This window comes from Pseudoramibacter alactolyticus ATCC 23263, assembly GCF_000185505.1.
In the GTDB taxonomy this organism is placed as follows: domain Bacteria; phylum Bacillota; class Clostridia; order Eubacteriales; family Eubacteriaceae; genus Pseudoramibacter; species Pseudoramibacter alactolyticus.
On record NZ_GL622359.1, the window covers coordinates 1,377,592 to 1,395,728 of the forward strand.

An 18,137-nucleotide genomic window follows, 5' to 3' on the forward strand; every position below is an offset into this window, starting at 1 on the left:
GGGGGGAGCATATCAACCCGGTGCAGAGCTGTTTTTTTTTGTTGATTTTCGGATCAGTCTAAAACGAAGGGCACGGCCGCATCCAGCCGCGTCACCGCGCCCTCGGCCGCGGCGCGCAAAGCCGGCCACTGCGCCGCGCTTTCGGCGTCGAACACGGCGCAGGTGCGAAAGCCGGCCGCCGCCGCGGTGCGAATCGCCGTGAGCTCGTCCTCAAACACCCAAGTCGCTTCGGGTTTTCGTTCCAAACGGGCCGCCGCTGCCTGATAAATCGCCGGGCTCGCCTTGCCCGCGCCCACCTCGTCGCAGATGAACACGGCCGCGAAGGCGTCTTCGATGTTAAGCCGCGTCAGCGCCGCTGTGACGGGGCCGCGGCCGCTTGCGGTGGCCAGCGCCATAGGCACCCCCGCCCGGCCCATCGCCGCAAGAAAAGACCGCGCGCCGGGCTTGAGCGCCGCCTCTTCGGCATAAAACCCTTCGACGGTGCGGGTGATGCCGCGGACGATGGCCGGGAGGTTTTCCGGCAGATCGAAGCGGGCCTTCAGATAGGCCGCGCCTTCGCGCATCCCCATGGGGAAGAGCGCCTCCCCCAAACCTTCGGGCGCCGCGATCCCCCAGCTCGCAAGGTAGCGCGCGCCGGCCTCCTTCCAGATGCGGGTGGAATCGAGCAGCGTGCCGTCCAGATCCAAAATCACCCCCGGAGTCACGCGCGCCACGCCGCCGTCAGCGCCGCCGCCGCCCGGCCGGGATCATCCGCCTCGGTCACAGTGCTCACCACAAAAAAGCCGGCGATGCCCGTCCGCTTCAGATCCGGGATATCGGCAAGCTTCACCCCGCCGCCGATCACCGCGGGAACGGGGCTGACCCGCGCGAGCTCCGCAATTTCCTCCAAGCTCCGGGTAATCACGCGCCCGCTTGCGCTGCGGCCGGCCTCGGGCTTGGTGGCTGTCTCGTGCAGCGGGCCCGCGCCGAAATAATCGATATCCGAAATATCCGCGGTGCGCACATAATCGATGAGCTCCCGGGTGCGGGCCGACAGCCCAATCACCGCGTCGTCTCCGAGGTATTTCCGGCATACCGCCGCGGGGATATCCGACTGGCCCACGTGGATGCCGTCCACCTTGATGCCGGCTTCCCGTGCCGCGAGCACCACGTCCAGGCGGTCGTCCGCCACCAAGGCCACCCGGTCCGCCCGGCCCGCCTCGGCAATCGCTTCCGCCGCGTCCCGGCAATAACCGATCAGCTCTTTGGCCGAGGCTACCTTCGAGCGCACCTGCACAATGGTAAAGCCCGCGGCCACCACGTCCCGGATGATCCCTTTCACCGGGCGCCCCTTTGTGTTTTCCGGGCCGATCACCAAATAGGCCGACAGGTCCAAGGCTTCCCGCATGCTCATGCCGGGCCTCCCTTCCCCGATTTCGGATCGGGACCGCCGATGATCGCGTTGACTTTGGCCACCTTGGCCGTCATCATGTCGGAAAAGCCCGGGCGCACGTCCGCCTTGAGCACCACCTCGGTGCGGATGCCGGCCTCGGCCAGCACCATGGTCGCGTCCTTCACCGCCTGCATCACCGCATCCCATTCGCCTTCGATCTCGGTGAACATTGAGCTCGTCCGGTTCTTCAGCCCCGAAGCCCGGATCACGTCGATCACCCGGGCGACCTCCGGCACCAGCTCGTCCCCCGCGCCCACCGGTGCGATGGCCACTGCGATTAATGTGTTCATGTCAAACCTCCTCCAAATCAAAGGGGTTCGCCGCGATGGCGTTCCCCGTCAGCCGATAAAGCGCGTCGATAAAATGCATCTGAAAGCTCCCGGACCCCGCAGCCTTCTCTGCGGCCTGCCGCCCTGCCAGGTTATAGGCCGCCGTCGCCGCAAGGGCCGCCGCAAAGGGCTCGGCCACCGCCGCATAAACCGCCGCGACCCCACCCAGGGAGCAGCCGCATCCGGTGACCCGGGCCATCATCGGCGAGCCGCCGTGGGAACGGGCCGCCACCCGGCCGTCCGTCACCAGGTCCGTCTTCCCGGAGACGGCCACCGCCCCGCCGGTGTGCCGCGCCAGGGCCACCGCCGCGTCCTTGGCCGCCTGTACCGAATCCGTGGCATCCACCCCGCGCACGCCGGAATCCGCCGCGCCGCCGTCAAGCCCCCAAAGCCCTGCCAGCGCGATGATCTCCGACGCGTTGCCGCGGATAATCGCGGGCTTATAAGGCTTCATTCCGGCCAGAAGCTCGGTGCGCAGAGCGCCGATACCGATGGCCACCGGGTCGAGCACCCAAGGCCTGCCCAGAGCGTTAAGGGTCTTTGTCACCGCCGGCACCGTCTGGGCATACACCGGCAGGAGCGTCCCCACGTTGATATAGGTCGCGCCGCCGGCCCGGGCAATGGCCTCCGCCTCGTCCGGCAGATACACCATGGCCGCCGATCCCCCCACGGCCAGCTGGGCGTTGGCTACGAAGTTGACCGTCACCGTGTTGGTGATGGATCCGGCCATCGGGCCGACCCGCCGGGCGGCCTCCCCTGCGGCGGCCACCGCCTGTTCAATCTTTTGCCGTTCGGCTACCGTCTCTGCCGTCTTTCCCATGCTTTCTCCTTTCGGCGCGTCCGGGAAACAAAACCCCATCCACACGCCCAACGCGTGGTTTTCTCTTACACAAAAAAAGCTCTCCCATCGGGGAGAGCCTGTTCGCCTGTGTTCGCTTCCTACGACAGTATCAACTGACAGGTTCAAAGGGTCAGGTTTTAACCTTCTCAACGCCGCCGCGTCCCCCCGCGCCACTTTAATGGTTATGGACAGGATAGCACGCCTTTAACGCCGCGTCAAGGACGCCGGTTTATTTGGCCTTGCCCTGATTGGCCACGGCGCTGACCTTGGCGGCAATCACGTCGGGGTCGCCGATGTATTCCTTGCTGATAAAGCCGCCCTGGTCGTCGAGGGTGTAAACCAGCGGCACCGCGGTGGGGATGTTAAATTCGAGGATTTCCTGCTCGCTCATGCCCTCGAGATACATGGCCAGGGCGCGCAGGGAATTGCCGTGGGCCGCGATGATCACGCGCTTGCCGGCGAGCATTTCCGGCAGGATGTGCGCTTCATAATAGGGCACCGTGCGGTCGATGGTCAGCTTCAGGCTTTCGGCCAGGGGCAGATTCGCCGCGTCCACGCCCCGGTATTGCTCCTGCAGGGCCGGGTTGCGGGGATCTTCGGGATCGAGGGCCGGCGGGGTGGTCGCAAAGGAACGCCGCCAGATCTTCACCTGATCTTCGCCGTATTTCGCGGCGGTTTCGCTCTTGTTGAGCCCCTGCAGCGCGCCGTAGTGCCGCTCGTTCAGGCACCAGGTTTTGATCACGGGCAGCCAGCAACGGTCGAGGCTCGTCAGCGTGAGGTCGAGGGTGTGGATGGCGCGCTTCAAATAGGAGGTGAAGCACAGATCGAAGTCGAAGCCGGCGTCCTTGAGGGCCTTGCCCGCATCGGCGGCTTCTTCCCGCCCTTTGGCGGACAGCTCAGCGTCGTGCCAGCCGCAGAATTTATTTTCTTTGTTGTATTCGCTTTCGCCGTGGCGAAGCAGAACTAATTGCATGGTCATGAATTACCTCTCGTTTCTTTTGCGTGGTGCGGCGCCGGGCCGCCTGTGTGAACCTTGTTTAGCTTTATTGTAGGCAACCGGCACGCCCCCGTCAAGCCCATTCGCCTGTAAATTGTCGCCGGCATCATTAAAGCGATTTGACGGCTCGAAAAGGAAAGCGACCATGACCGAAACAAAAGCGCCCATCATCGCGCAGATCGCTTCCCTGATCCGCGGCGGCCCATTCGCCGCCGCCCGTCAAGTGCTTTTGGAGAAATATCCGCACTATCCCATTCAAACTCGGCACCGATCCTACACCCTCGCGCAAAAAATGGCCCAATTTCGCAAGGACGGTTTCATCGATCGTTACAGCGGTAAGCAGCTTGTTCACCCCGGCATGCTCAAAGTGATTTCCCATTTTTATCCGGATATTTTTCCCTATCAATCCCATTGGAAAATGACGGCCACCCATATCGCCTACTGGGAATTGTCGCCGACGATCGACCATATCCATCCTATTGCCTTAGGCGGCCCTGATGACCCGGATAATTGGGGCGCCGTTTCCATGATGCACAACGCCATTAAAAGTCATTGGACGCTCGATCAATTACAATGGTCCATCCTCCCGCCCGGCCGTCTGGATGACTGGGACGGCTTAACGCAGCTATTTTGCCAAATCGTTCAAACCTATCCACCACTGCGCAGAGACGATTATATTCTCCGTTGGTATCGGGCGTCCGGATCGTGAGCCGGCCGTTTTGCCTTGACGGCCGCGGGTAGACTATGTCGTCGGCGGGATCGATAACGGCCGCCTGCTCGTCAAACCCATGGACGCGCCCTGAAAAAGCGCTCGAAACCAAAACGCTGACCATCGCGGCCAATGCCCGCGCATCAAAAAAGGACTGTCCTCCAGTCCTTTTTTATGATTCTTTGCCGCCCCGCAGCTTTCTCACCCGGCGGGCACCCGCCGCGGCGGCCTCCTTCGCATCGGCGCCGACCTTGGCCCCGCCGGTTTTCACCAGATCGGCCAGCACCGCGAAAAACTGCTCCTGTTCGGGCCGGGGCATCTCCCGCAGGGCCCCCGCCATAGCCCGCATCGCCGCGAATTTATTGGCCCCCAGCGCATCCACCGTGTCGCCGCCGCTGCCCAGCACGGCAAAGAGCGCCTCGGTAAAGCGCCGGCGGCTTTCGTCGTCCTGATGGGCGATCCAGCGGGAGAGGGTCGTCTCGAAAAACAGGCTTGCCCCGGTTCGCTCTGCCGGCACAAAATGCCGCCCCCGCACCTGCCAGGTCATCGCGTCGTGCTGCCAGATGCCCCGGCCGTCGCTGGTCACCACCCGACGGTCCCAGCCGTTTTCCAGCAGCCCGCCGATGATCGTCCCCGCCGGCACCAAACTCCTGACGCGAGGCAGCAGTCTTCGGTAGCCCGGCTGACGGGTGATCTCCCGGCGAAAGCCCGGACCGTCGTTGGCATACACGGCGAGGATGCGCGCCTGCACCGAGGGGCGCGCAAAGGCCGCGGCATAAACGGCGAAGTTGCCGCCCTTGGAATGACCGCCCACCCGCAGCGCGCCGGGATGCCCCCGGGCCGCCTCGGCCAGATAGGCCAGGGCCAGCCGCTGACCGCCGGTCTCCGGCAGATAGCTCAGATTAAAATCCTCCTGCCAGCCGACGAGGGTGTTGTCCGTCCCGCGGTAGGCCACATAGGCGCTGCCGTCCGGCAGCACAAAGGTCAGCGCCGCCATTTGGATCTGGGCGGCCGCGTCCACCCGATTCACAAAGTCCGTCACCCGCACAGGAGCAAAGCGTCTGGTGCGCGCCGCCTGCTGCAGCAGCGCGCCGCCCTGCCGCTCGATCGGCGCTTTTGCCGCCCGCTCCCGCCGGCCGGTTCGCCGCAGATACCGTTTCGCGGCCGCCGCCAACGCCGTGCCGCCCTCGGGCAAAAGGCCCATCCAGTCGGCATAGGCCAGCTCCGAGAGCACCACGTTGTCCACCTCGTTAAAGCCGTCCACCGCGAAGGGCAAATCCCCCCGCCAGGCCAGATAATCGCTGAGATTGGCCATCCTGCACACCTTCTTTCGCCGTTTGTTTCATTTTTACCGTTCTTTCTCCCGCTGATGCCGCCGCCTTTTCCCCTGCGCGCTTATCATAACAGAAAATGCCTGCCCCGCCCAAGGCCTTTGGCCTCTGATCTTGTTATTTAAAATGCAATTGACCCTTTTCTTCGCGCCGGAATCCGATAAAATAGGCAGTGAATCATTTCCTGACCTGCCGGTCGCACACATCAAGGAGGCTTTCATATGAATGAGCACCATCAACAAGTTCTTAAAATCACCTTTACAGGTCTGACGGCCGCTCTGGCCTACGTCGCCTTTACCTTTCTGCAGATCAAAATTCCGGTCGGCGCCGGCGATCAAACCTCGATCCATCTGGGCAACGCCGTGGCGGTGCTCGCCGCCCAGCTGATCGGCGGGGTATGGGGCGGGCTGGGCGGCGCCGTCGGCATGACCGTCGGCGACCTTTTCGACCCGATTTATATCCTCAGTGCGCCCGTCACCTTTATTTTAAAGTTTCTTCTCGGCCTGGTGACCGGACTTGTCGCCCACAAAATCGGCAAAATCAACACCATCCGCGAGCCGAAACGCTATTTTAAATGGGCGCTTCTTTCCGCCATCGCCGGGCTTTTGTTCAACGTGATGGCCGATCCGCTTTTGCGCTATTATTACAAGATTCTGATTCTAGGCAAGCCGGCCGCCGCCCTGTCGTTAAGCCTTAATCTGTTCTCCACCGCCGTCAATGCAGTCGTCTCTGCCGCTGCGGCGACCGCGCTTTATATGGCCCTGCGCCCGGCGCTTGCCAGGGCGGGCCTTCTGCCAAAGGGCGGCCGCCTTTAACCCGGTCCATCAAAAAACGGCGGAGCATTTTCCGCCGTCTCCGCTGTTTTTATTTTTCCCAAAAATGTCCGAAGCGTGCAGTCCCGGGCGTGAACTGCCGATGTTTTTTAAAGATCAATGGCGTCGATGATCCCCTGCAGGGCCGTCACCGAACGGAAAAAGCGTTCGCTTTCCCCGGCGGAAAGGTCGAGGGGGAGCACCTTTTCGATGCCCGACGCACCGACGATCGCCGGCATCGAGAGAAATAAATCGCCTTTGATGCCGTAAATCCCCCGCATGTTGACGGAAACCGGCATCACCGCGTGTTCGTCCCGAAAGAGCGCCTCGGCGATGCGCCCCACCGCCATGCCGACGCCAAAATAGGTGGCGCCCTTCTTTTGAATGATGTCGTAGGCCGCGTTGACCACGTGCTCATAAATCTTCTGCTCGTTTTCCGCGTGGGCCCGATAGCCCCGAAACTCGCAGAACTGATCCAGCGCGATGCCGGATACATTGGCCTCGCTCCACACGGCCAGCTCCGAATCGCCGTGCTCGCCGATGATATAGGCGTGCACCGACTGGGGATTGACCGCCAGGCGCTGCCCCAAAAGATAGCGCAGGCGCGCCGAGTCGAGCACCGTGCCCGAACCGATCACCCGCTCCTGGGGATAGCCGGAGAGCCGCCACGCCACATAGGTGAGGATATCCACCGGATTGGAGACGATCAGCAGGATCGCGTCGCGGTTGCGCTTCGCGATTTCAGGGATGATGCTTTTAAAAATCCCGACGTTCTTGTTGACGAGATCGAGCCGCGTTTCTCCGGGCTTCTGGGCGGCGCCGGCCGTCACGATCACCAGCCCCGCGTCGGCGATGTCGTCATAATCCCCGGCGCAGATGGCCATCGGCTTGGCAAAGGGAATGCCGTGGCTCAAATCCATGGCTTCCCCCTCGGCCTTGTCCCGGTTCACGTCGATGAGCACCATCTCCGAAAAGAGGCCCTTCTGCAGCAGCGTGAAGGCGATGGACGTGCCCACAAATCCCGTCCCGATAATGCCGACCTTTTGAATATTAATCGCTGCCATGACGCGCCGCCCTAAAAGGCCCTGCCCGGCCACACGGCCGATTCGCCCAGTTTTTCCTCGATGCGCAGCAGCTGGTTGTATTTGGCGGTGCGTTCGGTGCGGGACGGCGCCCCGGTCTTGATCTGGCCGGCGTTCGTCGCCACGGCGAGATCGGCGATGGATGTGTCCTCCGTCTCGCCGGAGCGGTGGGAGACGATGGCCTTATAGCCCGCCTGGTGCGCCATCTTGATGGCGTCCAGCGTCTCGGAGACAGAGCCGATCTGATTGAGTTTGATGAGGATCGCGTTGGCGCTGCCGCCGTCGATGCCCTTTTTCAGCCGTTCGGTGTTGGTCACAAACAAATCGTCGCCGACAAGCTGCACCTTGTCGCCCAGGGCGGCGGTCATCTTCTGCCAGCCCGCCCAGTCTTCTTCATCCAGGCCGTCTTCGATGGAGACGATGGGGTATTTTTCCACCAGGGAGGCCCAGTGAGCGATCAGCTCGTCCGCGGTGAAATGCCGGCCGCTCTTAGGCTGGTCGTATTCGCCTTTTTTGCCGTCCCTGCTCTTCCATTCGGAAGCGGCCGCGTCCATGGCCAGCACAAAATCGTCCCCGGGCACATAGCCCGCGTTCTTCACCGCCTGAAGAATGTGCTCGATGGTGTCCTCATCGGAGTCGAGATCCGGGGCAAAGCCGCCCTCGTCGCCGACGGCCGTGGCCTTCCCTTCGGATTTGAGCAGCGCGGCCAGCGCGTGATACACCTCGGCGCAGCGGCGCAGCCCTTCCTTAAAACTGGGGGCCCCCACGGGCATGATCATAAATTCCTGGGTATCCACCGAATTGGCAGCGTGGGCCCCGCCGTTCAGAATGTTCATCATCGGCACGGGCATCCGCGTCGCGTTGAGTCCGCCCCAGAAGCGATAGAGCGGCACGCCCAGCTGAGCCGCCGCCGCCTTGGACGCCGCCAGCGAAACCGCCAGAATCGCATTGGCCCCCAGCTTGGATTTGTCCCGGGTGCCGTCGGCGGCAAACATCGCCGCATCCACCGCATAAATATCGGACGCGTCCATCCCGATCACCGCATCGGCGATCGGCCCCGCGATGTTGGCCACCGCCTTCAACACCCCCTTGCCGCCGTAGCGCGCTTTGTCGCCGTCGCGCAGCTCGAGCGCTTCAAATTCGCCGGTGGACGCGCCGGAGGGCGAGCAGGCCACGCCGACAGCGCCGCCGGCCAAAACCACCTCAGCTTCCGTCGTGGGGTTCCCGCGGGAGTCGATCACTTCGCGGCCGATCACCTGCACAATGGACAACGCATCTTTCGTTTGATTCATGTTAGTACCTCTTTTCTTAAATTTTCCTATTTTTCCTATTTCTCTTAATTTCCTAAACTTTTGACGGCCGGCTGACCGGCCATCGCCGACAGGCGGACCGCCAGTTAGTTATTCCATACTGCTGTCTGTATTCAGTATAAAGAAAAGTCCCCGAATTGTCAAAAAATCTTTCGGATTTTAAGCTGTTTTAATCATTTTTTTCCAAAAGTTCCCAAATTCTTCAATTTTCATTCATTATTCGGTGCCCGCGCCCACCGGCAGCCGTCATCTGTCAAAATCTCGATTGTCTAAAAATAGACAGACATTTCGGATGCATCACATGCTATAATACAGTTAAATAAACAAGCGAGGAGGTGACCATCATGGGCAAAGTCTTAACCATCGGCAGAGAGTACGGCAGCGATGGCCGGGCCATCGCCCGGGAAGCCGCGCAGGCACTGGGCGTCGCCTTTTACGACAAGGAGCGCATCCGCCAGATTACCAAAATGGCCAAACTGCCTGAAATGGTGCGCCAATACGGCGCCGACCATTTGGAATACGAAGTGGACGACTACCACATCGGCCGGGGCTATTTTACCGTTGAAACCGACGACGCTTTCACCTATCACTTGGAGTCGGCGGTTATGGCGCAGGTGGCCGCCGCCGAGGACGCCGTCATCGTCGGGCGGTGCGGCGATTATGTGCTGCGGGATAAAGCCGACAGCCGTCACATTTTTATCTATGCCCCCTTTGACTATCGGGTGAAGCTCGTTTCCCGGCGGGACGCGGTATCGCCGGAGGATGCCGCCCGCGTCGTCAAACAGATGGACCTGCGCCGCAGCCAATACTACACCTACTATACGGATCGATCCTGGAACGATCTGCGGCACTATCATCTGTCCTTCGACGCTGCCGCCTTTTCCCGGGACAACAGCATCCGCATTTTAATCCAGGCTTTCGCAGCCATCTGACGTACGAAAAAAAAGGCTCCCGGAGGAGCCTTTTTATTTTAGCCGTTTACATCGCCGTATAGCCGCCGTCCACCGGCAGCACCACGCCGTTGACATAGCTGGACGCCTCAGACGCCAGAAAGATCACCGCCGTATCGAGTTCGCCTTCTCTGCCATAACGTTCCAAGGGGATGCTGGTCTGCGCATAATCCTGGAAAAAGTCGGTCTCCAGGGTTTCCTTGGTCAGCGGCGTAATGAAATACCCCGGCGCGATGGTGTTCACCGTGATGCCGCGCCGGCCCCATTCCGACGCCAGCGCCCGGGTCAGATTGACCACGCCGCCCTTGGCCGCGTGATAGGGCGAGGCCGGCGCGATTTTATTGCCGGCCATCCCGTAGACCGAGGCGATGTTGATCACCCGGCCGTAGCCCTGGGGCAGCATGGCCTTTTTGGCCACTTCCCGCGCCATTTTGAAGGTGCCGAACAGATCGATATCCAGCTCGTTTTTAAACTGTTCGTCGGTGATGTCCTCCGCCGGGGCGACCCCGCCGGTGCCGGCGTTGTTCACCAGAATATCGATCCGGCCAAAGCGATCGAGAATCGTCCGGACCGCCTCGCCCACCATGGCCGTATCCGTGATGTCGCAGCGCACGGCCAGCGTCTCCACCCCGTAGGCGTCGTGGATTTCTTCCGCCACCTCGTCAATCAGGGCCTGGCGCCTGGCCATCGGCACGATTTTCGCCCCCTGGCTGGCCAGAGCTTTGGCCATCTGCACGCCGAGCCCGGTGGACGCGCCGGTCACCACGGCCACGCGATCCGTTAAATCAAAATACGCTTTCATTGTGGATCTCCTTTCATTCAAACCCAATACAGCCTTCGGCTGCCCAACAATATCGGTGTCGTTCCGGAATGGTTATCCCAGCAAAAAAAGATCGGTCCCCTTTTTTAGGTCGTTTTCATTATAAAGTTCCGGCTTTTTTCTGTCAACCGGCGACAGCTCTTTTCCTTAAGTTTCATTAAGCGTTTCCGGCGCGGCTTGCAGCTGCCGCCAGAGCGCCTCGGCGTCGCTGGCCGTGATGGCGTCCATCAGAGTCTCCCGCCGTTTGGTATCCGCCGCTTCCCGGGCAGATGAGCCCTTTTTGGCCACGCTCAGATAATGCAGGGTATAGCGCCCCAGCCGGCCGCTGGCCCCCGGCTGATAGCCCAGCCGTCCGGCGGCGGTCAGTTCCTCTCTGGCCCGCTGCAGGCTTTTGGCCGAAAATCCGCATTGATTCATCAAAAAGGCGGCGGGCGCCTGAAAGCTGCGCGGCCAATGCTGTCGGTTGTTGAGATCGAGCAGCACGAGCCACAGACGCCGCGCCTTGGGGCTGAGACCGCTGATTTCAAAATCGCGGTGGATGGCGTTGATCTCCTGAATATAGTTCATCGCCGCTCTCCATGGCCCAGCTTCAGGCCGCCCCGGCCCGGCGGCAGGGGCCAGCTGATCCGCCGGGGACGCGCCGGATTTTTGCGCCGCGCGATGCCCTCCGCCAAACGCCGATAGGTCTCGCCGTCCGCCAGGGCCAGGGCCCGGTCGTCCGCCGCCATCGGCCGCCGTCCAGCTCATCCGGGCAAAGCAGGCCTCGGGATCGGCGCATTCCTTTCTCGCCCGGCATTCAGCGCCCGGCAATGGTTGCTGTAGGCTTCGTCGTAATTGCCGCAGTCTTTGTCAAAACAGGGCATGATGGCTTGTGTCATGGTGGTTCCTTTCGCGCCGGCCGGCATGGGATGATTCATCGATGTGCTTTCGAGTATAGCCCGAAACCCGCGCGAAGGGCAGGGGCCGATCGCCCACAAACGGCGAATCGGCGGATTTAAATTCGTCGGCCGGAAGCCGCCGCACTGTGCTAAAATGGAAAGAAAAACGAACCAATGCGATGAAATGCAGAAAGGAACCCCATGACCTCAGCCGAACAGCGGGAAGCCGCCCAGTCTCACGTTTTTCGATCCCGCCTGCGGGTTTCGTGTCATAATAATGCCCCAGCAAATCGTCAAGCAAATATAAGGGGTTTAGCGCTTCGGCCAAAGTCTAAATAGGAGAAAATTGTATAAATGAACAAAGTGAAAGCAGTCTTTTTCTGTTTTATATTCGCGGCTATTTACATCGCTATGCAGCTTCTGAGCGGGAATCTATTGGCCATGTTTTTCTTATCCCGGGGAACACAAACAGCTGATCTTGAGCGAATGGTTAATAATAATGCTTACTTAGTCCAAATCATTGCGGTTTGTTTCTTTGCTATCGTGGTCTTGGCATATCGCAGGATTGGAAAAAATAAAATTTGGAAAGTTGAAAGGCCCGGTAAAAATGTAAAGATAATGATATTTTCTATTGTTTTAACCTTAGCTTTTTCTTTGTTGTGGTGTATTCTAACCGCGAATGAAAATTTTAATAATGCGGCATTAATTGAGCAAAGCCTGAACTATTACTCCAGAATTTCACCATTCCTTGGATATTCATTCATGATTCTTTCGGTCATTATTATTGCCCCTTTTGGTGAAGAACTATTGTGCCGAAGAATGATGATTGGAAGACTTCAGAAAGAATTTTCCATGCCGGTATCCATCCTGATCAGCGCATTAATCTTCGGTATTATTCACATTCAAGCCGGAGGCATTTTACTGGGATCAGGAACCTTTCTCATGGGGATAATCCTGGGATTCATTTATGTGAGCAGTGGAAGCAATTTTTCTTTGGCCGTGGGCGCTCATGCGATTGCGAATTGCACAGATTTTATCTTTGCCTTTCTTCCTCAATCCGCATATTTTTGTTGCAATTCTAATGCTTTTGTTCATGATTGTCAGTGGCGTGACTATTTACGGTCAATCAAAATTTTTATTATATTAAGTTTGCTTATAAAAAATTGAAAATGAGAGGGATCAATTGAAAACAACAATGTACTGGAGAATTCGAAAAAAGATTCTAGATTTGATTTTTAAAATTAAAAAAGTTGGTTTCATTGTTAATAACCGTAGACAGTCATCTAAGGAATATAGGTCATTTACCAAACTTCTCTTTGGTAGGTTTATTTCTGGTGCTACTAAGGGAATTATATTAGCATTTATTTTAGGCATCATTGATTGGATGCTTTTGGAATATGGCGTAATAAAGGTTATCGATAGCAATAATAGCAATATTTTGGCTGATATAATCATAGGAGAATTAGGCGTTGCTGGTGTTATTTTAGGATTATATTGTTCTAATATTTCAAGTGTATATTCTACCAGATATGCTAACGCTCCTGAAAAAATCGCAATTGCTTTTCAATATGATAGATTAACAGCTAAGTGCTTAAATGCCATTAGTAGTTTTATTATTTATGGAACAATTATACTTGTTAAATTATTAATGGGATATAACATTGGCTGGGTATCAGTGGGAGTGTTAATAATATGGTCAATACTTGTTGTGATTTCTTTTGGAATAGCAGGGAATAGAATTTATCAACTATCAGATGTGTTTAGAGTATCAGATGACGCACATATTCTTTTGGGAAGAGTTGTTACTAAATATCTTAAGCAAGAAATTTATGTTGCAGATGCTAATTATCAAAATCATTTTAAGAAGATTGCTTCAGATAAAATTGAGCTACTGAAAAATATTCAACAATATGGATGTAAGCTTGATTTAGTAGATAATTCTTCTATGCTTAATTTTATGTGTGTAAATCTTGAACTAATTGAACATTATTGGTTAATTAAAGTATACCTTCCGAAGGATTCATTTTGGTTTAGAAGAAAAGGTGTTTATCAACGGTGGCATAAAGCAAATGACACAGAAACCTCAATAGCACTAAGAACAGGAACAGCGCTAAGGCCAAAGGAAGAACCCGATCATTATTGGTTTGAAGATGAATTGATGTCGATAAACCATGCATGTGTTAACTACTTGATAAAAAAGAATGATTTTAGCACCTTATATAGTTATTTTGCTGTGTTCGAGTCAATTTGCAAATCGGCAATTAAACAAAAAGAAGCAAATTATTATATGGGAGAAATAGATTGGCTAAAAAATATTATTCAAAATTCAGCAAATAGTATTAAAGCGTATGAAAACATCGCTTTTGCAGGTATTGTTGAACATATTTCTCTTTTATATCTAGATATAATTTTAGAATCAAGCAAGTATTTTCAAAATCTTGATATTGATGAAATAAGCAAATCAGTAATAGAGGGAATTGACACTGGAAACTCTTACAATTCAATAAGGGAAATAAGAGGACGAGAATATATAGAAATTTATAAGAAGATATTAACTGAGGTTTATGCTGAAGGTCACCGTATCACTCCTGATTGGTTAATAAAACAATATGTAGCAAAAGAAGAATATGTTTATGTAAATTCATTATTTGATTTGGTTAAGGAAAGCATTGAACACTCGTATTCATTGAGTAGTCTTTTCTTTGAGAAAAGAATGTATTATGAAGCATGTATTATGCTTACAAGATTCTATGAATATGAGTCTAAGCTGTCAAATTTTTACCAATATGCAGATCGGGTAGAAAAAAATTTAAAAAAATATCACTTAGATTCTAAAGATAAATGGGATGGGAGCAGATTGGCTAGAGTGGATAAAAAATTTATTGATTGTAAAAAAGGACTTCCAGCTATGCTGATGCAATGCTCAAGTGCTTTCGCAATAAAGAATTGGGACAGGAGAGAAGAATATCCTGACTTTTTGGGCGAGAGTTATAATCACATTGCGGAAGACACCGTAGTAGCTATTGTTAATTCAGATAAAGAACAGTTTGAAAAGAATTTTAAGAATTTGACAAAGATAATGCTTTTATACCAAGAATATATCAGATCTGATTTTATTAAGAATAAGGATTTGTATAGGGTAGAATATGCATATTATATGTTCACATCTCCGATTGTTGAATGGGCACAAATTGGTGGTCTTGGTATATTGTGGGGTGAATTTTTTAAGGATCCTGAATGGAGTAACATTGTAAAAGAAGCCTCAGAAATAATACTTAGTAGCAAAGAAAATGGGGAGAGGTCAACAGATGTGGCAGCCCAGCTGATTGAATATGTATCACAAAGGGATAAATTCATGTTTGGTATAGGTGCCAGAGATATCTTAAAAACAAGCTGGAATCAATTTGTTGAAAATGCAATAAGAAAGTCTGCAAAAATAGAAAACAAATACGTAAAGTATAGGGAAGAAATAAAAACTGATAGTAAATTAATAAAAGCATTCTGTCCTAATTTTTTGGATATGGGGTTTTCAAGTGATCCTTCTGAAGTGTTTTGGGTTATTTGTGTGAATCCGCTACTTTCTGAGAAAAAAAGGTTTCATACTAGGGTTTCATGGGAGAAAAACTTTAATGAATAAGAATAGAAGAATAAAGAGAAAAATTGAGAAGATGTATAAACCTCCTATTAATAATATATATTCCCATAGATTTTATAGTGATTTATTCTACGGATACGAGTATTCTTTAAGCGAAGATAAAGTAAACAGCAGAGGATTCTATAAAATAACATCTAGTGATAATGAGATTGTGAAATTATTCAGAACTGGTACTTGTTATGATTTTTCATATGAGCTTGGTCAAACCATCGATAGGGTTCTTTATAGTATGGCTGTTTATGGAAAGGCGTATATTTTTATAAAGCCAAAATATATAGAAAAAATTGACGAAAAAGGAAATACTAATAAAATAATTAATGCTTTACATATTCGAGAGGTAAAAGGAATACCAAAGAAAAATGTATTTTACTGTAAAACTTCGAATGAAATTTCTGAATTTAATATCTGTGAAGGCACATTAATTACCTTTGACTTAAAAGAATTGGGATTTAAAAGAAAATATTTTAAGAAGCTTGTAAAACGGTTGGGTAAATATGATACAACAACTAGCTCACCAAAATTACTTAACGATGAACCAACATATGATTTTAACGTTCATATTGATAAAAACAGAAAAAAGTTTCTTAAAGAAGTGAGGGATGTGGGTTGGAGCTTTGGAAGTGATGGACTTTCAGATAGTTATATTTTGTACAAGGAAATACAGATGAAGCGATTCAAAATGAGAATGCTTCAATATGTACTTGAGAAAATCAACCAAGTGTTAGCAGAAGACGATATCGTTAATAAGGAATTTAAAATAGAAGCTTTGACTGAAAATATAGATTATGAAGATGCATGGGTAAAATTTCAAAGTGGAGAACTGACGGTTTCAGAGTTAAATAGTATTGTATGGAAATGAATGTCTATTTAGTATATCTCCACGTTTTTCGAAATTAAGACGCAAAATTTGATACAATTTAAGGTTGCCTGAGAAAAGGGTGTCGTTTTAGGAGGGGTGTCGGTTTTCGGTAAACCGGCGCATTTTTGTCTCAGGAGGAATGTAGATGCATCAGCTTACAAATAAACAGTACGAGGAATACCAGCGGCTGTGCCATGCTCGCGATCACGGGCAGATGCTGACGCCGGATGGCCTGCGGCTTGTGTGTGCCGGATATGATTATGATCCAGAGGCCATAGGAAAGCACATGCTGGAGACGCTGGCGAAGTTTCAGAGCGAAGAGAAAACATACAGATGAGGAGGATTCTGTGGACGATAATCAACTTGGTCGTAATATAAAGCATTTGAGAGAAATGCATACGGAGACATTGGAAGAGTTAGGTAATGTAATACATTGTGCTAAGTCAACAGTGAAGGGATATGAAAATGGCAGCAGAAAACCGGATCTTCAGACGTTGCAGATTATCGCGTCACATTATAATAAGCCGGTAGACGAACTGCTGCATACTGACTTAACCGGGCTCGGAGATCTATCTTTGGATTTGAATTTGAATTCCACATCCGGTATGGTTGATCTGTTGAATGTGATGGTACCTCTATACTGTTCTGATGCCGCTATGAAAAATGATAATTTTAGAAAAGGATATGAGCTCTCACAGCGTTTGCTGGACGGATTTGCAAAAGCAGAAATTCTTCCCGGAGGCATGATAGGCAGAATTTTTGAAGCGTATTTAAATGCCGCAGATGAGTCTGAAGAACCCGAAGCCTTTGCAAATATTATGTGGTGTATATTTGTTTGGTGGACGCAGATCTACGATACTAAACAGCTGATTTCTCTTCAGAATAAACAGCTATCCAAGAAGTTGACCTTCAAAGATTATATGAAATTACGAGACACGGAAAGCTCGGAAATCAAGGAAAAGAGAAAAAGTTTTGTTTCTGATTTTGAAGCCTTAATCACAGAAGTGTTAAAGGCTTTGAAAACAGACATTAAATGGTCAGAACTCGCCGATTATTATCTTGCCCTTCGGTATATAGTTGGCATGGTTGATACAGATTTGTCGAATGAGATGAATTCATCCGTAGGGATGCAGATGATGCTTTCGTTTATGACACTTGGAAACGATCTTGCATTTAGGTTTTGTGATACATGTCTATCAGCGTAATAAATCAGCCTCTATTGGTCAAATTGATCATAGGGGCTGATGTTCTCATATCGCGAACGCCGGTCGCTCGTGAGCCCATTATACTAAAGTCACAATAATCAATAACATCCGAAGGAGGTACTCTATCATGGATGAAGAAAAGAAAGGTTTTGTGGCTTGGGTGAAGGCTCATAAAAAAGAGCTGATCGTTGCCGGGATAAGTATCGGAGTAATACTCGCGGTCATTCTCGGCATCAAAAACAAAGATGCTCTCATGAAGTTGTGGGCTGACATGCAGGCGTCTATTAGGAAGTCGTCTGTACCGGTTAAAGAACTTACGGATACGGTGCCGGTAATTCAGATCGCCCCGATTCCCGAGGTCGATAAGTCTCCGGTAATCAGAATTGTAGATGTTAACAGGACTGCCCAATATCCGTTTGATGTAAGCGATCACATCCGGAACCTGCATCCGGGCTGGAAGGCATCAGCAGAAAAAATGGCGGAGGCAGAGAGACTTGGGATTATATTACAGCCGGGGCAGACCCTGGTCGACGATTATACGAAAGGAGGTGTGGCTGCATGAGTCGGTCTAACGAAGAGAAAGGCTTACTGGCGAAACTCGCAAGTGGTGTCTTGGATGGTATGGTAGGCGACGAAAGAGTCTATCGCGGATATAAGGACGTATATTGCGGCAAATACATCAAGGATGGAGAGCCAGTATCATATCGGCAGGGAGAGTCCACTCGTTTCTTTAACGGGAAAGAGAATGAACGGATTCCGGGCAAGCGGACGGAAGAACATTATGATACAGATGACCGTAAACTGGAGTTCCTTCAGAGGTACGGATGGCTTACAGACGATGACGACGTACGAAAATACAGTGCTAAATACAAGCCAAAGAAATAAGTAACGAAAAGAGCACCCCATCGCCGGTGAAGTCCAGTGGTG

General features: G+C 52.6%; 21 protein-coding genes. 10 read left to right on the forward strand and 11 right to left on the reverse strand.

The features are described 5' to 3' along the window. Nucleotides 1–53: 53 nt before the first annotated feature. From HMPREF0721_RS06555 to gpmA, 5 genes are all read right to left on the reverse strand, one after another. The gene (locus HMPREF0721_RS06555) at nt 54–686 is read right to left on the reverse strand and encodes an HAD family hydrolase (RefSeq protein ID WP_169310223.1); all 633 of its coding nucleotides are present in this window, start codon (nt 684–686) and stop codon (nt 54–56) included. A 14-nt stretch (nt 687–700) separates the two neighbouring features. Further along, nucleotides 701–1,393, reverse strand: a complete 693-nt coding sequence (locus tag HMPREF0721_RS06560) for a thiamine phosphate synthase (RefSeq protein ID WP_006598865.1) — start codon at nt 1,391–1,393, stop codon at nt 701–703. Continuing rightward, a complete protein-coding gene (locus HMPREF0721_RS06565; protein ID WP_006598866.1) occupies nt 1,390–1,722 on the reverse strand; it encodes a thiamine-binding protein in 333 nt (110 codons plus the stop codon). The genes HMPREF0721_RS06560 and HMPREF0721_RS06565 overlap by 4 nt, the downstream gene beginning before the upstream one ends. A gap of 1 nt (nt 1,723) precedes the next feature. Further along, on the reverse strand, nt 1,724–2,581 hold the full coding sequence (gene thiM / locus HMPREF0721_RS06570) for a hydroxyethylthiazole kinase (RefSeq protein WP_040639967.1): 858 nt from the start codon (nt 2,579–2,581) through the stop codon (nt 1,724–1,726). Nucleotides 2,582–2,831: 250 nt separating this feature from the next. Then, on the reverse strand, nt 2,832–3,581 hold the full coding sequence (gpmA, locus tag HMPREF0721_RS06575) for a 2,3-diphosphoglycerate-dependent phosphoglycerate mutase (protein ID WP_006598868.1): 750 nt from the start codon (nt 3,579–3,581) through the stop codon (nt 2,832–2,834). 163 nt (nt 3,582–3,744) lie between these two features. Here gpmA and HMPREF0721_RS12425 point away from each other — a divergent pair, with 163 nt between their 5' ends. Next, nucleotides 3,745–4,308, forward strand: coding sequence for an HNH endonuclease (locus HMPREF0721_RS12425; protein ID WP_050786977.1), 564 nt, complete (start codon nt 3,745–3,747; stop codon nt 4,306–4,308). Nucleotides 4,309–4,480: 172 nt separating this feature from the next. On the opposite strand, the gene HMPREF0721_RS06585 is transcribed toward HMPREF0721_RS12425, so the two are convergent. Next, nucleotides 4,481–5,623 (reverse strand): Mbeg1-like protein, encoded by a 1,143-nt coding sequence (locus HMPREF0721_RS06585; RefSeq protein WP_006598870.1) that lies wholly within the window; start codon nt 5,621–5,623, stop codon nt 4,481–4,483. Nucleotides 5,624–5,860: 237 nt separating this feature from the next. Here HMPREF0721_RS06585 and HMPREF0721_RS06590 point away from each other — a divergent pair, with 237 nt between their 5' ends. Beyond that, on the forward strand, nt 5,861–6,454 hold the full coding sequence (locus tag HMPREF0721_RS06590) for an ECF transporter S component (protein ID WP_006598871.1): 594 nt from the start codon (nt 5,861–5,863) through the stop codon (nt 6,452–6,454). 107 nt (nt 6,455–6,561) lie between these two features. Here HMPREF0721_RS06590 and HMPREF0721_RS06595 read toward each other — a convergent pair whose 3' ends face one another. Then, nucleotides 6,562–7,515: an L-lactate dehydrogenase gene (locus tag HMPREF0721_RS06595; RefSeq protein WP_006598872.1), complete on the reverse strand. Its 954-nt coding sequence runs from the start codon at nt 7,513–7,515 to the stop codon at nt 6,562–6,564. Nucleotides 7,516–7,526: 11 nt separating this feature from the next. Beyond that, nucleotides 7,527–8,825, reverse strand: coding sequence for a phosphopyruvate hydratase (eno, locus tag HMPREF0721_RS06600; protein ID WP_006598873.1), 1,299 nt, complete (start codon nt 8,823–8,825; stop codon nt 7,527–7,529). 362 nt (nt 8,826–9,187) lie between these two features. Between eno and HMPREF0721_RS06605 the strand changes: the two genes are divergently transcribed. Continuing rightward, on the forward strand, nt 9,188–9,775 hold the full coding sequence (locus HMPREF0721_RS06605) for a cytidylate kinase-like family protein (protein ID WP_006598874.1): 588 nt from the start codon (nt 9,188–9,190) through the stop codon (nt 9,773–9,775). Between the two features lie 46 nt (nt 9,776–9,821). Here HMPREF0721_RS06605 and HMPREF0721_RS06610 read toward each other — a convergent pair whose 3' ends face one another. The 3 genes from HMPREF0721_RS06610 to HMPREF0721_RS11815 form a co-directional block, all read right to left on the reverse strand. Next, a complete protein-coding gene (locus tag HMPREF0721_RS06610) occupies nt 9,822–10,595 on the reverse strand; it encodes an SDR family oxidoreductase (protein ID WP_006598875.1) in 774 nt (257 codons plus the stop codon). A 165-nt stretch (nt 10,596–10,760) separates the two neighbouring features. Further along, on the reverse strand, nt 10,761–11,180 hold the full coding sequence (locus HMPREF0721_RS06615; RefSeq protein ID WP_040639969.1) for a helix-turn-helix domain-containing protein: 420 nt from the start codon (nt 11,178–11,180) through the stop codon (nt 10,761–10,763). A 176-nt stretch (nt 11,181–11,356) separates the two neighbouring features. After that, nucleotides 11,357–11,530: a hypothetical protein gene (locus HMPREF0721_RS11815; protein ID WP_006598877.1), complete on the reverse strand. Its 174-nt coding sequence runs from the start codon at nt 11,528–11,530 to the stop codon at nt 11,357–11,359. Nucleotides 11,531–11,845: 315 nt separating this feature from the next. Here HMPREF0721_RS11815 and HMPREF0721_RS06620 point away from each other — a divergent pair, with 315 nt between their 5' ends. The 7 genes from HMPREF0721_RS06620 to HMPREF0721_RS06650 all read left to right on the forward strand — a co-directional run bounded on the left by HMPREF0721_RS06620 (nt 11,846) and on the right by HMPREF0721_RS06650 (nt 18,095). After that, entirely contained in the window at nt 11,846–12,658 is an 813-nt protein-coding gene (locus HMPREF0721_RS06620; protein ID WP_006598878.1) for a CPBP family intramembrane glutamic endopeptidase, read from the forward strand. Between the two features lie 16 nt (nt 12,659–12,674). Beyond that, the gene (locus HMPREF0721_RS06625) at nt 12,675–15,128 is read left to right on the forward strand and encodes a type II restriction endonuclease subunit M (protein ID WP_242821860.1); all 2,454 of its coding nucleotides are present in this window, start codon (nt 12,675–12,677) and stop codon (nt 15,126–15,128) included. Beyond that, nucleotides 15,121–16,005 carry a hypothetical protein gene (locus tag HMPREF0721_RS06630; protein WP_006598880.1) on the forward strand — a complete coding sequence of 295 codons (885 nt, stop codon included), beginning with the start codon at nt 15,121–15,123 and terminating at the stop codon, nt 16,003–16,005. Before HMPREF0721_RS06625 ends, HMPREF0721_RS06630 begins: the two co-directional genes overlap by 8 nt. Before the next feature lie 145 nt (nt 16,006–16,150). Beyond that, nucleotides 16,151–16,342, forward strand: a complete 192-nt coding sequence (locus HMPREF0721_RS06635) for a hypothetical protein (RefSeq protein ID WP_006598881.1) — start codon at nt 16,151–16,153, stop codon at nt 16,340–16,342. Nucleotides 16,343–16,352: 10 nt separating this feature from the next. Further along, the gene (locus HMPREF0721_RS06640) at nt 16,353–17,210 is read left to right on the forward strand and encodes a helix-turn-helix domain-containing protein (RefSeq protein WP_242821861.1); all 858 of its coding nucleotides are present in this window, start codon (nt 16,353–16,355) and stop codon (nt 17,208–17,210) included. A gap of 127 nt (nt 17,211–17,337) precedes the next feature. Continuing rightward, nucleotides 17,338–17,772, forward strand: coding sequence for a hypothetical protein (locus HMPREF0721_RS06645; protein WP_006598883.1), 435 nt, complete (start codon nt 17,338–17,340; stop codon nt 17,770–17,772). Further along, nucleotides 17,769–18,095 carry a hypothetical protein gene (locus HMPREF0721_RS06650; protein ID WP_006598884.1) on the forward strand — a complete coding sequence of 109 codons (327 nt, stop codon included), beginning with the start codon at nt 17,769–17,771 and terminating at the stop codon, nt 18,093–18,095. Before HMPREF0721_RS06645 ends, HMPREF0721_RS06650 begins: the two co-directional genes overlap by 4 nt. Nucleotides 18,096–18,137 lie beyond the last annotated feature (42 nt).